Below are 12,285 nucleotides of genomic sequence, written 5' to 3'. Positions count from 1 at the left end.
AACATTTTTTGATTGATAATTCAGAAAAAAATCACTTCACAGTAAATTCAACGGAATAAAAATAAAATCCTGCTCCAAAGAGCAAGATTTTATAGTTTTATAACATGATGTTTTCCGTCCCAAGAAAAAGGGTTTTCCATTACACGATCAACGAAATCCAAACCAAACTGATTTAAATAATAACATACATTCCACACACGTTCTTGCGGCGCACCTAATGGACGAAGTGCGAATTGTATACGGCGGAATTTATTTAGCTGAACCTCATACTTTTTCTCAACATTTCTTTTCAACATTCTTTCCAACAGTTCAATTTGTTCATTAATTTTCAATTCGTTTTTCCCTGCAAACGCACCTAACCCTGGCTCTATTTTCTTTACAAATTGCTGTAAAGATGTATGAATATCGGCAATTTCTTTTTTCGCCTTTTCAAAATGATCATCAATCGGTTCCTCTATTTGATTAAACAACCAGTTTTCACGCAGTTTATCGACATCATTTAAAAACGGATCAATTTCTCTCAATTGCAGATCGAATAAATCTGTCGCTATATCTCTCTCCACATAAGTAATTGTAAGACGAGGAACGACAGGTGGCATTTGAAAACCGACAGTATGGAATACTTGCTGTAATTCACTCCAATAAGCTAATTCCCCTGGACCTCCAATAAATGCGAGCGTAGGAAATACATACTCTTGCATAAGAGGACGTGTTACAACATTATTACTAAAACGTGCCGGATTTCTCTCCATCTCTTCAATCAACTCTTCGTATGAAAAGGAATGCGCCCCATCCTTTCCAACAAACTTACCTTGATGCTCTTCAAGCAATACTCGTTCATTATCTATTTCCATGAATATATGCACTGCATGAGACTTCGTTTCAATAATCGGTTTGTATCCTAGTTCTTTAATTACTTCCTGCTGATTACGAAGGCCCTCTTGTACCTCTTTATACTTACTTATAATTCGCTTGAAAAATGGAATTTCTAACTTTCTTAATTCAGGATGATGTGAATCAACAAGGATTAAACCAGAATTAGCAAAGATTTTCGTAATAAGATGAGCAAAGAAATCTACATACGTATTCGATTTTTTCAAAGCATCATCAACAAATTTTAATACATCTTTTGTAAAATTTGTTTCTGGGTATGTTTTAAAAATCTCTTCAATCCAATTTCTACAATCTTCAACAGAAAGTTCAGACTCAGAAGCACTTGCCTTTTTCGGATTACGGTCATAAAAAATAGTTTTTTTCATCTTTTTATTTTTCGCTACAAAAGTATGATTAATCTCATCCATATCATGGTCTTCACCCGCAATCCAGAAGACAGGGACAACTTTAACTCCTAAACTTTCTTCCTTTTCCTTTGCAAGCTGTAAAATTGAAATAACTTTATGAATTGTATAAAGCGGTCCAGTTAATAACCCCGCTTGTTGTCCAGCTATAACAACATATGTATTTTCATCTCCAAGCGCTTTTACATTTTGAAGTGTAGATTCTCCCGCTTGTAATTTTGTATTATATTCTAATAAATGCGCTACTAAATCTTGGCGGAAAAACTCCCTTTCACGCAAATCATGTAAACGTTGTTTAAAAGCATCTTCTGTTAACATATAATCAAAACATGACTGTATCTCTTTTTTACCGTTCATATAGTCCGCTACAATACCTTGTTGCGGAACAGAGATTTCTTTTATCTCCATATAATTCTTCCTTTCGTATCCAGTTCTCTCACCAATCCACATTGTAGTCAATGTTTCACGTAAAAGCAAAGAATAACACTTATACTCTTGTTTCTAAACCTTTTATTGCATCGAACAAAAATTGAAGTGTCGGAACTGGTCGTTGCTGTTTCTTAGCTTCTTCTAATACATATCCAACAATCGCATTAATTTCCGTCTTTCTACTCGCTCTTACATCCGCTAGCATAGAAGATGTATTACGAGACGTTCCTTCACACACATTTCGTACCATTTGCCATACCATTTCTTTTTCTCCTCTAATAAGAAATGCTGCCTCCTGAAACACTTGCTCCATCATTTGATAAAAAAAACGATTCGTGATTAATTCACCATTCTTAACTCCCAATAGTGCTGTCAACGGATTGATACATACATTTACTACTAATTTTTTATGCATAATCTCTTCCCAATCCGTTTCTATTTGAACTGGAAAATAAGCAACAGGAAAATAATTGAATATTTTTTTAAAATGTATAGATTGACCACAAACCACTCCAAATTTTGTTACCCCTATCCCAGTATGATGAACGATATGCCCTCCCTCTTTTTTCGCACCATGTTCTACAATACCAACAGCTATATTTTTACTCCCTATGTTCAGCATCTTTTGAAGATGCGACATTCCGTTTTGCAAAAAGATTAATGATGATGCCCCTTCCACAAACGGTAGTACGTCATCTATATGATATTGCTTCACAGCAATAAATATATAATCTAAATTTTGCGCTACCATACTTTCTATCGGTAAAACAGATGGATATACTGTTTCACATCTTCCATCTCTAATACAAGTTACACCTGTTTCATTTAATTCTTCAGCTTGCTTAGCTGTTCTTGTAAACAACGTAACATCTTGGTTATTTTTTTGTAAATAAAATGTATACAATAGACCAATAGCACCTGGTCCGACAATTCCAATTTTCATTTTCACACAAGGAATTCACACTAAGTGCCCTTGCCTTCCCCCCTTTATATCTTTTTAAAGCACCTGAGCACGCCCTATAATTCCGCTGTCCTCTGCCCAACAAATATACTCTCATTTTTCACTATGTATGTACCACCTATTAATACGCTTCTACTCTTAGTTTAGCAAATCCTCAAAAAAATAAAAAAAGAAATATACTATCTTCTTCATAAAAATAAAAAAATGAGTTATACTATTATTATAAATATTTTTACTTTTCTGCATTCAACGAGACAAGAAAAGGATGTGATGTAATGGGATTCCCAAAAGTTGAGCGCTTGCTCATCAATTATAAAACGTTAGATGAATTCAAAAAATTTAAAGGGTGCGGAGCCCAGGAACTATCTATGCTGGAAGAATTACAAGCAAACATTATTGAAAACGACAGTGAATCTCCATTTTACGGTATTTATTATGGCGGATCACTAATCGCACGTATGAGTCTATATATGAAAAGAAACGGCGGAGAACCATTCGAAATTACAGGTCCCTACCTAGAACTTTATAAACTTGAAGTATTACCAACTTTTCAAAAACAAGGATTCGGGCAAATGCTTGTAAATCATGCGAAACAAATGCAATTTCCTATTAAAACGATAGCACGTATTCATTCAGCTGGTTTTTGGGATAAATTAAATTTCAACCCCGTATCAGTAACTGATGGAGATTTTTATATTTGGCATCCAGAAGCAAATTTGAATGCGGTTACAAACGAAGAATCGGCTTAAGAAATAAAAAAACAGCTGTATAACAGCTGTTTTTTATTTCTTAAGCTTCTCTAACTTCTCATTCGAGCGAGCATTGTTTCTTTCCGCTACCATTACACTTCTTTTTTGATCGATATAATCAAGTAGTGTTCTATACTCTTCTTCATATACTGATAATCGCTCCAGAAGACGCTCTCTTTCTGTTTGTAATGATTCAACTTGTTGTTGCAACACCGTTAAAGAGTTTTCATCTTTATAATTTTGCAAGAAATCAATAACATCATTCAACGTAATTGACGTAGGTTCTAACACCTTTGTCTCTTTCACTTCATAATTTTCTACTTTACGAAGTTGCTTTGCTTCCTCAATACGTTCTTTATATTGCTTTCTTACGTAAGAATTCCATCTAAACCCACATGCTGCTGGTGTACGAGATAAATTTTTCCCCACTTCCTTAAAGGCAGAAAGTTGTGTTCCACCTTCTCGAATATGCCGGAGTACTACTTCTGCCAGAAGCAAATCTTCATCATCAGTCCAAGCATCTTGTCTTGTTGTCGCCATCTCTCTAGTCCTCCCTATGCATTTTTTATTAAGCATATGCAGTTACTAGAAAAGATAGAATACAACAACTAAAGATTAAGACAAAAAAAATAAACGCAGAAGATATCTTCTGCGTTTATTTTCCCGCAATTACTTGCTGATTACTTCTTTACCTTTGTAAGTACCGCATGCTTTACATACACGGTGAGCTAATTTCGCTTCACCACAGCTTGGGCACTCTACCATACCAGGTACTGATAATTTGAAATGCGTACGACGCTTTCTTTTTACTGTTTTAGAAGTTCTTCTAAAAGGTACAGCCATTCTTCCCACCTCCTTAAAAGAAATAGTTATTTTCATATGAAGGCCTGAACCAGTCTTCCGATTATTTGTCAAAAAACTTTGCAAGTCCTGCCAATCTTGGATCAACAGTCTTTTCTTTGTCTTCTTCCGAAATCACTTGCCAGTCTTGACCTTGCATCGGTGCTCCACCAGAAACATCATCACTGAAAATTTGCATTGGAATCTCCAAAAGTATATTTTCCTTGATTACGGGCAGTAAGTCAAGTACTTCTCCTTCTAAAGAATGAATTTCAGCTTCAGTTTCAAATTCTTCTTGTGAAGTTTGGAACACCTCAGTTGTTTTAATGTCAAATGGTAATGTCACATCTACTAAAGAGCGAGAACATGGTAAAACCATGCTTCCAGTTATATGTAGATGAAACGTAAACTTACCGGAGCCAAAATCAACTCTTCCCGTTACATGAACAGGATTAATTTCACGAATATCTTTCTCGACCTCTTTTAGCTCACTTACATCTACCATCTCATCCAATGTCAATCCTTTATTTCTCAATTTATTCAATTGATGGATGGACCATTTCATATCATATCACCTCAAGGCAACAAACAAAATTATAGCTAGCCATTTTATATTTGTCAATGTTTTTTCTTTACACTATAATGAAGTCATCATAGTAAATAATATATAGAGTATCACGTTTTTCAAAAAGATGCTACATCGAAAGGAGAGATTACCATAAAAGCTGGTGGTATAGTTGTTGAATATAACCCTTTTCATAACGGTCATCTTTATCATGTGCAACAGACAAAAAAGTTAACACAATCCGATATAATAATTGCCGTTATGAGTGGTCCTTTTTTACAGCGTGGTGAGCCCGCACTCATTTCCAAATGGTATCGCACTAAAATGGCCTTAGCAAACGGCGTAGACCTTGTTGTAGAGCTTCCATACGTCTTTGCAACACAAAAGGCTGAAACCTTCGCAAATGGTGCTATTTCCATTTTAAATGCCCTACGTGTTTCTGAAATTTGTTTCGGTAGTGAGGATGGACAAATCGAAAATTTTTATAATACCATCTCCGTACAAAAAAACGAAGAAGAGACTTTTAACTACCTTGTAAAACAATTCATGGACGCTGGTAATAGTTATGCAAAAGCAACATCGGATGCTTTCTCACACATTTTAACATCTGAAAAAAACATAGATATGTCACAACCAAATAATATTTTAGGCTTCCAATATATGAAAGCAATTCTGTCACAAAATAGCTCTATACAAGCTCAAACTATAAAAAGATTTGCCTCTCATTATCATGATGAAACATTTAATGACCAACATATTGCAAGCGCGACAAGCATCCGAAAACAACTCTTTAGCGAAGAAGGATCATTTACAACAATTGAACCTTTTCTCCCACAGGCAACCACTTCGCTTTTAGCAAATTACAAACAAAATTACGGGATATTACATAATTGGGAACAATACTTTTCATTTTTTAAATATAGACTCATGACGATGTCTCCAGGGGACTTACGACATATATATGAAATAGAAGAAGGTTTAGAGCATCGTATTTTATCAAAAATACAAAACAGTTCCTCCTTCTATTCATTCATGGAAGCATTAAAAACAAAACGTTATACATGGACTAGATTACAAAGAGCTTGTACACACATTTTAACAAACACAACAAAAGAGGAAATACGTAGCGCAAATATAGAACAACACGCACCATATATTCGCCTGCTAGGTATGTCACAAAAAGGACAAACTTACCTTTCAAAAAACAAGAAAAAAATCGAACTTCCAATCCTTACTCATACAAAAACATTCGACCATGCCGCTTTAGATATAGAGAAAAAAGCAAACTCTGTATATTTCTCCATCATGCACGAACCGTTACGCACACAACTATTAAAACAGGATATAACACACCATCCTGTTCGCTATGATGAAACAACTACAAAATTCCTATAAAAAAACCTCTCTATTTCAGAGAGGTTTTTTCCTTATCCATCTTTTCTAAATATGTTAACGCATCATCCAGCGTATCTACTGGTACAATTTTCATTTTTGTTTTAATATCCTTTGCAGTCTCAAGTGCATCTTTATAGTTCGATTTCTCCGCACCTTTTTCATTTGGCGCAAAGAACACTTCAGCCCCGGCATCGCTAGCAGCCACCACTTTTTGATTTATACCACCAATTGGGCCCACTTCTCCTTTTTCATTAATTGTACCTGTTCCAGCTATTTCATGTCCTTTCGTTAAGTCTTCTTCCACAAGTTGATTATATATTTCTAATGTGAACATTAAACCTGCGGATGGTCCACCAATTTCATGAGAATTAATTTTCACTTTCGGATCGACCACTAATTCTCTTTCCGTAACGATAGAAACACCTATGCCGACACGCCCATTCCCATTAGGAATCGTCTTTACATTTAAATTCTCTTTCAATTGTTTTCCATTTCTCATGTACTCAATACTTACAGCATCGTTTTCTTTTTTCCCTGTCATATATTCAATAAATTGCTCCGTCTTTTCAAATGTTTTTCCGTCAACAGCTATAATAACATCACCAAGCTTAAGCTTTCCTTCTGACGGCATTCCTTTTGCCACACCAGCAACTAATACACCTTTATTTTCAAAAGATACTGAGCGATTTGCACGTTTATATGCATTATAAATTGCTGCATTTTGCGAATCTTTCATCGCATAATTTTGGCGAAATTGATATTCTTCATCACTCTCACCTTTTTGCAATATTTCTTCCGCTTTCGAAATATGTGTATATTTATTAAACTGTGCCGCTATTAAATTCACCACATTTGCTGGTCCCATTGAAACCGTAACAAGCATAAAATCACCAGATTCTTTCGTTCCACCCTCAACTTGAACATAAGGCTCTAATTTGGCAGCCATTCCTGGTTTTGTTATATAATACGGTAAACGTACGTAAACAAGTAACATCGCCAATATAACCCCTATTAAGATTGCATATATAAACCGAAAACGCTTAAACATTATGTTTCTCCTTCCACTGCTCAATTAATAAATAAATATTTGAAACATGTTTTTCTGCTTCTACTTCTCCAACTCGAATAATGTCTTCAATGTTTGTAAAAGCACGTGAACTAAATTGCTCTACAGCTGGTCGCATCATTAAATCCGATGCAATTTGCCGATTCATTACAAGCTCATGCTGCATAATTTCAATACTTTGTATGATTACGTCATAAATGGACGTAACATCGCCATTCACCTTAATTGGAGATACATCAACAGCGATAACAATATCGGCCCCTAACTCTTTCACAACCGATACTGGGATGCGATCAATGACTCCACCATCCACTAATAATCTTCCATCTATTTTTTCTGGTACAAACACTCCAGGAACAGATATGCTAGCCCTCACCGCATCTGCAACTGGCCCACTTGTAAAAACCACTTTTTCCCCCTTCAATATGTCAGTAGCCACAACAGCCGTCGGGATATCTAACTCTTCTAAATTTTTATTATATGTAAACATTTTAATCATATCTTTGACACGTTTTCCAGCAATAAATCCCATTTTCGGTACCGTGAAATCTAAATAATACTTCCGCTTAAAAACAGATGCCAATTTATACAATCTTTCAACGTTACTACTTGCCGCATAAAACGTACCTATTAGCGCCCCCATACTACTTCCTGCAATCATGTGAATAGGGATACCCGCTTCCCTTAAAACCTTTATTACACCAATATGAGCAAACCCTTTCGCTCCTCCAGACCCAAGCGCTAAACCAATCTTTGGTTCTTTCATTTTTCTCACCCTTTAATTTTTTTCATTCCTTTTTCATACTTATGGTCTAAATTCACTACGTATCCACGTATACTGAAATGAACGTTTTTTGGGACAAAGGGGGATTTACTTACATGTATGAAAAATGGAAAACCGCTTTCCTTACCATATCAACGCTATTTTTAACCTTTTCTCTTGTACTCCACCCCCAAGCCGCTTTGCAAGCTTCTATTCGCGGGTTAAATATATGGTGGGAAGTTGTATTCCCTTCACTACTACCGTTTTTCATCATTGCGGAACTTCTAATTAGTATCGGTGTTGTAAAATTTATTGGCGTTATATTAGAACCACTCATGCGCCCACTTTTTCGCGTTCCAGGGATAGGCGGATTTGTTTGGGCGATGGGAATGGCTTCTGGTTTCCCTGCAGGCGCCAAATTAAGCGCTAGACTACGAAAAAGCAATCTTTTAACTCAGATTGAAGCGGAGCGCCTCGTTTCTTTCACAAATTCTTCCAATCCACTTTTTATTTTCGGTGCTGTGTCTATCGGCTTTTTTAATAATCCGAAATTAGGAATTATATTAGCCGCTGCCCATTATTTCAGTAACTTTGCTGTCGGATTAATTATGCGTTTTTACGGCGATAATACCGCTTACAAAAATAATACACACACTACAAAAAAACGTCGCTTTCAAAACCCTTTTTTAATTCTTCACGAGACACGCTTACAAGAAAAAAGACCAATTGGTAAATTACTTGGGGATGCCATTGTTTCTTCTATTCAAACATTACTTATGATTGGCGGATTTATTATTTTATTCTCTGTGTTAAATAAAATGATTACTGTATTCCACATTACAGCAGCTCTTTCTTTTATTATGCAACATATTTTATCATTCTTCCAACTAAGTACAGATTTTAGTATACCTATATTATCAGGTATTTTCGAAATGACACTCGGAAGCCAAATGATTAGTCAAATAAATGAAACACCGCTCTTACAACAAGCTATGGTAACAAGCTTCATTTTAGCATTTAGCGGCCTTTCTATTCAGGCACAAGTTGCTAGTATATTAGCTGAAACAGATATCCGATTTAAACCCTATTTTTTCGCACGAATTATTCAAAGTATTCTTGCCCCTATTTTTACATTTGTATTTTGGACACCATTTTATGAGAAAGTGAGTTCTTTCTCACCTATGCCAAAAGATATTCCTGTATTTTTATCCGAGCATCCTTCTATACTACATGAAATTTGGACATCTTTTATACATTATGGACCAATTTTTACATTATTTTGTCTATACTTATATGTTATTTTATTATTTTTGCGCACGTATAAAGAAAAACCCCGTTCACTTTAACGGGGTTTGAAACTTTTCTTTTAAAGCACGCTCTACAATAGGAGGTACAAGATCCACTACACTTCCTCCATACCTCGCAACTTCTTTTACAATACTCGAGCTTAAAAATGAATATTGGTTGTTTGTCATAATAAAAAATGTTTCAATATTTTCATCTAATTTTCGATTCATAGAAGTAATTTGCATCTCATATTCAAAATCAGAAACTGCTCGTAAACCACGTAATATTGCATTTGCATTACGCATTTTTGCATACTCTACTAATAGCCCACTATGCGAATCTACCTTTACATTCGGGATATCCTTTGTCGCTTCTCGAATTAGTTCTAATCGCTCTTCAACTGAAAAGAATGGTTTTTTTGATGAATTGTTTAAAACGACTACGTACACCTCATCAAATACTTTTGCTCCCCTTTTAATAATATCCAGATGCCCAAGGGTAATTGGATCAAAACTTCCTGAAGAAATCGCTATACTTGTCATTCTGTCCCCTCACCTTCATACTTATAAATCGATATTGCAGTAATCCCATAATTCTCAGCTCGTACTTTTACAAGCCTTCCTATTGAATTAGGTAAAACTACATCATTACCATGCTCTGCCATAATTAATCCATCACTATGTAGCAATCCATGTTGATCCATTACACTAATTAAAGATACAATTTTTTGCTCTTTATATGGAGGATCTATTAATATAAGATCGAATGACATTTCACGTTTTATTAACGCCTTTACTGCACGTTCAGCATCATTTCGATATACTTCAGCTTGTTCCTGTACTCTACAACTTTCTAAATTTTGATGAATTACTTTTATCGCTTTACTATCCCGATCAACAAAAATTGCTTTATCGATCCCTCTGCTCAAAGCCTCAATTCCAAGACCACCACTACCACCAAATAAATCAAGGGCGATACCACCATCAAAATAAGGACCTATCATATTAAAAATAGATTCTTTTACTTTATCTGTCGTTGGACGTGTTGTATTACCAGGAACCGCTTTAAGTGGGTGTCCTTTACATTTTCCTGAAACTACTCTCATCTGTTGTCACTACCTTTATTTCAATCTATCGAGCGATTATAGAAAGCCATTCCCACTTCGGTAACCGTTAACAAACCACATTCACCTAACTATAGAAAAACTCGGCCTCAAATAACCTCTCGTTATTTTTATGTATTCATCTCATCATTCACTAATATGAACCCAATATGTATATTAGTTCCACTTTATCTTTTTTATCCTATCACAAAATAAAAAAAAGAAAAATAAAAAGCCCAACATAAAATTTAATTTCATTATGTATATCTTCATTTAGATTGGACATAAATAATTATAACAACATCACCTTCGATGTTGTTGCCAACCGCGGAGAAGACTTACGTTTCCCCATAAGTTCTTCCTCCGGTTTCTCCTCTCCCTTTGCCTTCTTACTAGTACATGCTAGTATAAGAAGGGCCCTGCTATGCAGGGTTTTTTTTCTTTGTGTGCTTTTCATTTAAAAAGTGAAATGGTACAGTAAAAGAAAGAGGAGGAAAAGATATGATTCAACGCTTTATAGAACTTGGAGAAGGCTACTCTGATTTATATGAATTACTTGAAATTGCCAAAACAAATCAAGAACGTATAGCACATATGTTACAATTTGAAACGATAAAAAACGATAAAAAAGTGTGTTCGCTTGTTGTAATATTAAAACCAACTACTACTGGTGATTTCCAACCATTATACATATGTCGTGAAGGCATTCCTGTATTTGAAAATAAAAAAAGTAAACGTGTCATTTTATTTGAAGAAACGGCAGAACAACTCGGGAAAAAAGTGGCTACCTTTACTGTAAAACCATCTACAACTTTCCCAGAAAAAGAACTATTTTTTAATCATTTAATTGGTATTTTACGAATGAACAATTTCATTCCTCCGATGAAATAACACGTTATTTCAAGTGAAAAATCCCCCGCTAAATTTAGCAGGGGATTTTTTCTATTAGCTATAATCGTATTCTTTTGCTCGATCAGGACGGGAATTTTCAAATTCCGTTTTTAAATACGGGCGATACGACTGTTCTATCTTTTTCACAAAAGGAAGTTTGTTCAACTTATGCATCATATGCTCAATTTGTTCCATATCACAATATACTACAGCATATTTTAATCGTTTTGATATGTAATGTATGTTACCATATTTCCTTAAAATCTTGGCATGTTTCAATGAATGTAAATAAACAATCATACTTTGTCGTTGCCCGAACATAATCTTCTCCATCTTCTCCTTTTAAAAACATATATTTTATATTCTATGAAAACCAATCAGAAATTTATAACATTACAGGACAAACTCTGTATACGTTTTCTTCCAACTTCTAAAAAACGGGGTACATCACCCCGTTTTTTTACAACCACAACCTCCGCCAGTACCACAACCTCCACCACAGCCACCAGCATCAAAGAATGGATTTCCTGTTGGCACTTTAATGGAAGAAGACACTTCCGAACCGATTGCTACACTAACTTCATCTAATAACTTCTGCAAAGCAGTTTCTGCTCTTTTAAAAGCTGCAACCTTATCATGTAAGTCCACAGAACGCTTTAATTCTCTCATTTTCATCGACACGGTAGTATAGTCAGGATGGTATTTTCCAAAACGCTGTACTTCCTCATACCGTTCTTTCATCGCTGTAAATTGCTGAATTAGCGTCTGAAGTTCCATATCTTCATGTAATTCTCTATAATACTTACGATAATCTTCTGCTATATCTGAACAGATAATCGCTTTTGCAAGCTGCTCTGCCTTATCTAATATTAATACGCTTTCTAGCGTCGCTACAATCATGAGAGACACCTCCGAGTATCCATCATACCACATTTAGAT

The 12,285-nt window shown here is 35.2% G+C and carries 15 protein-coding genes; 4 read left to right on the top strand and 11 right to left on the bottom strand.

The genetic code is table 11. The features are described 5' to 3' along the window. Positions 1-89: 89 nt before the first annotated feature. The gene (gene bshC / locus B9A45_RS09820; RefSeq protein ID WP_000403026.1) at positions 90-1,706 is read right to left on the bottom strand and encodes a bacillithiol biosynthesis cysteine-adding enzyme BshC; all 1,617 of its coding nucleotides are present in this window, start codon (positions 1,704-1,706) and stop codon (positions 90-92) included. 79 nt (positions 1,707-1,785) lie between these two features. After that, on the bottom strand, positions 1,786-2,670 hold the full coding sequence (gene panE / locus B9A45_RS09815) for a 2-dehydropantoate 2-reductase (protein WP_002101275.1): 885 nt from the start codon (positions 2,668-2,670) through the stop codon (positions 1,786-1,788). Positions 2,671-2,963: 293 nt separating this feature from the next. Between panE and B9A45_RS09810 the strand changes: the two genes are divergently transcribed. Beyond that, on the top strand, positions 2,964-3,437 hold the full coding sequence (locus B9A45_RS09810) for an N-acetyltransferase (RefSeq protein WP_000506692.1): 474 nt from the start codon (positions 2,964-2,966) through the stop codon (positions 3,435-3,437). Between the two features lie 33 nt (positions 3,438-3,470). Here B9A45_RS09810 and B9A45_RS09805 read toward each other — a convergent pair whose 3' ends face one another. The 3 genes from B9A45_RS09805 to B9A45_RS09795 all read right to left on the bottom strand — a co-directional run bounded on the left by B9A45_RS09805 (position 3,471) and on the right by B9A45_RS09795 (position 4,842). After that, a complete protein-coding gene (locus B9A45_RS09805) occupies positions 3,471-3,977 on the bottom strand; it encodes an RsfA family transcriptional regulator (protein WP_000246468.1) in 507 nt (168 codons plus the stop codon). Positions 3,978-4,106: 129 nt separating this feature from the next. After that, on the bottom strand, positions 4,107-4,280 hold the full coding sequence (gene rpmF / locus B9A45_RS09800) for a 50S ribosomal protein L32 (protein WP_001984764.1): 174 nt from the start codon (positions 4,278-4,280) through the stop codon (positions 4,107-4,109). A 61-nt stretch (positions 4,281-4,341) separates the two neighbouring features. Then, positions 4,342-4,842, bottom strand: coding sequence for a YceD family protein (locus B9A45_RS09795; RefSeq protein WP_000872147.1), 501 nt, complete (start codon positions 4,840-4,842; stop codon positions 4,342-4,344). Between the two features lie 213 nt (positions 4,843-5,055). On the opposite strand from B9A45_RS09795, the gene B9A45_RS09790 reads away from it, so the two are divergent. After that, positions 5,056-6,237: a nucleotidyltransferase gene (locus B9A45_RS09790; RefSeq protein WP_002101277.1), complete on the top strand. Its 1,182-nt coding sequence runs from the start codon at positions 5,056-5,058 to the stop codon at positions 6,235-6,237. 10 nt (positions 6,238-6,247) lie between these two features. Here the strand turns inward: B9A45_RS09790 and B9A45_RS09785 are convergent, their stop codons facing one another. Further along, positions 6,248-7,285 (bottom strand): SepM family pheromone-processing serine protease, encoded by a 1,038-nt coding sequence (locus B9A45_RS09785; RefSeq protein ID WP_000476280.1) that lies wholly within the window; start codon positions 7,283-7,285, stop codon positions 6,248-6,250. Continuing rightward, positions 7,278-8,069: a patatin-like phospholipase family protein gene (locus B9A45_RS09780; RefSeq protein ID WP_000662587.1), complete on the bottom strand. Its 792-nt coding sequence runs from the start codon at positions 8,067-8,069 to the stop codon at positions 7,278-7,280. The genes B9A45_RS09785 and B9A45_RS09780 overlap by 8 nt, the downstream gene beginning before the upstream one ends. Positions 8,070-8,182: 113 nt before the next feature. Here B9A45_RS09780 and ylbJ point away from each other — a divergent pair, with 113 nt between their 5' ends. Further along, positions 8,183-9,412 carry a sporulation integral membrane protein YlbJ gene (gene ylbJ, locus B9A45_RS09775; protein ID WP_000273083.1) on the top strand — a complete coding sequence of 410 codons (1,230 nt, stop codon included), beginning with the start codon at positions 8,183-8,185 and terminating at the stop codon, positions 9,410-9,412. On the opposite strand, the gene coaD is transcribed toward ylbJ, so the two are convergent. Further along, positions 9,404-9,895, bottom strand: coding sequence for a pantetheine-phosphate adenylyltransferase (gene coaD / locus B9A45_RS09770; RefSeq protein WP_000200601.1), 492 nt, complete (start codon positions 9,893-9,895; stop codon positions 9,404-9,406). The genes ylbJ and coaD overlap by 9 nt on opposite strands. Beyond that, a complete protein-coding gene (gene rsmD / locus B9A45_RS09765) occupies positions 9,892-10,458 on the bottom strand; it encodes a 16S rRNA (guanine(966)-N(2))-methyltransferase RsmD (protein ID WP_001266979.1) in 567 nt (188 codons plus the stop codon). Before rsmD ends, coaD begins: the two co-directional genes overlap by 4 nt. Positions 10,459-10,956: 498 nt before the next feature. Between rsmD and B9A45_RS09760 the strand changes: the two genes are divergently transcribed. Further along, positions 10,957-11,346 carry a DUF7147 family protein gene (locus B9A45_RS09760; protein ID WP_000616017.1) on the top strand — a complete coding sequence of 130 codons (390 nt, stop codon included), beginning with the start codon at positions 10,957-10,959 and terminating at the stop codon, positions 11,344-11,346. 54 nt (positions 11,347-11,400) lie between these two features. On the opposite strand, the gene B9A45_RS09755 is transcribed toward B9A45_RS09760, so the two are convergent. Both B9A45_RS09755 and B9A45_RS09750 read right to left on the bottom strand, forming a co-directional pair. Continuing rightward, the gene (locus B9A45_RS09755) at positions 11,401-11,667 is read right to left on the bottom strand and encodes a YlbG family protein (protein WP_002082261.1); all 267 of its coding nucleotides are present in this window, start codon (positions 11,665-11,667) and stop codon (positions 11,401-11,403) included. 126 nt (positions 11,668-11,793) lie between these two features. After that, the gene (locus tag B9A45_RS09750) at positions 11,794-12,246 is read right to left on the bottom strand and encodes a YlbF/YmcA family competence regulator (RefSeq protein WP_000634366.1); all 453 of its coding nucleotides are present in this window, start codon (positions 12,244-12,246) and stop codon (positions 11,794-11,796) included. Between the last annotated feature and the right edge of the window lie 39 nt (positions 12,247-12,285).

Source organism: Bacillus sp. JKS001846, assembly GCF_900176455.1.
Classification (GTDB): domain Bacteria; phylum Bacillota; class Bacilli; order Bacillales; family Bacillaceae_G; genus Bacillus_A; species Bacillus_A cereus.
This window is presented reverse-complemented; position numbering and strand designations above follow the sequence as displayed.

Bases quoted from the DNA above. Each gene is read 5' to 3' on its own strand.
- bshC (WP_000403026.1), bottom strand. From the start codon at position 1,706: ATGGAGATAAAAGAAATCTCTGTTCCGCAACAAGGTATTGTAGCGGAC.
- panE (WP_002101275.1), bottom strand. From the start codon at position 2,670: ATGAAAATTGGAATTGTCGGACCAGGTGCTATTGGTCTATTGTATACA.
- B9A45_RS09810 (WP_000506692.1), top strand. From the start codon at position 2,964: ATGGGATTCCCAAAAGTTGAGCGCTTGCTCATCAATTATAAAACGTTA.
- B9A45_RS09805 (WP_000246468.1), bottom strand. From the start codon at position 3,977: ATGGCGACAACAAGACAAGATGCTTGGACTGATGATGAAGATTTGCTT.
- rpmF (WP_001984764.1), bottom strand. From the start codon at position 4,280: ATGGCTGTACCTTTTAGAAGAACTTCTAAAACAGTAAAAAGAAAGCGT.
- B9A45_RS09795 (WP_000872147.1), bottom strand. From the start codon at position 4,842: ATGAAATGGTCCATCCATCAATTGAATAAATTGAGAAATAAAGGATTG.
- B9A45_RS09785 (WP_000476280.1), bottom strand. From the start codon at position 7,285: ATGTTTAAGCGTTTTCGGTTTATATATGCAATCTTAATAGGGGTTATA.
- B9A45_RS09780 (WP_000662587.1), bottom strand. From the start codon at position 8,069: ATGAAAGAACCAAAGATTGGTTTAGCGCTTGGGTCTGGAGGAGCGAAA.
- ylbJ (WP_000273083.1), top strand. From the start codon at position 8,183: ATGTATGAAAAATGGAAAACCGCTTTCCTTACCATATCAACGCTATTT.
- coaD (WP_000200601.1), bottom strand. From the start codon at position 9,895: ATGACAAGTATAGCGATTTCTTCAGGAAGTTTTGATCCAATTACCCTT.
- rsmD (WP_001266979.1), bottom strand. From the start codon at position 10,458: ATGAGAGTAGTTTCAGGAAAATGTAAAGGACACCCACTTAAAGCGGTT.
- B9A45_RS09760 (WP_000616017.1), top strand. From the start codon at position 10,957: ATGATTCAACGCTTTATAGAACTTGGAGAAGGCTACTCTGATTTATAT.
- B9A45_RS09755 (WP_002082261.1), bottom strand. From the start codon at position 11,667: ATGTTCGGGCAACGACAAAGTATGATTGTTTATTTACATTCATTGAAA.
- B9A45_RS09750 (WP_000634366.1), bottom strand. From the start codon at position 12,246: ATGATTGTAGCGACGCTAGAAAGCGTATTAATATTAGATAAGGCAGAG.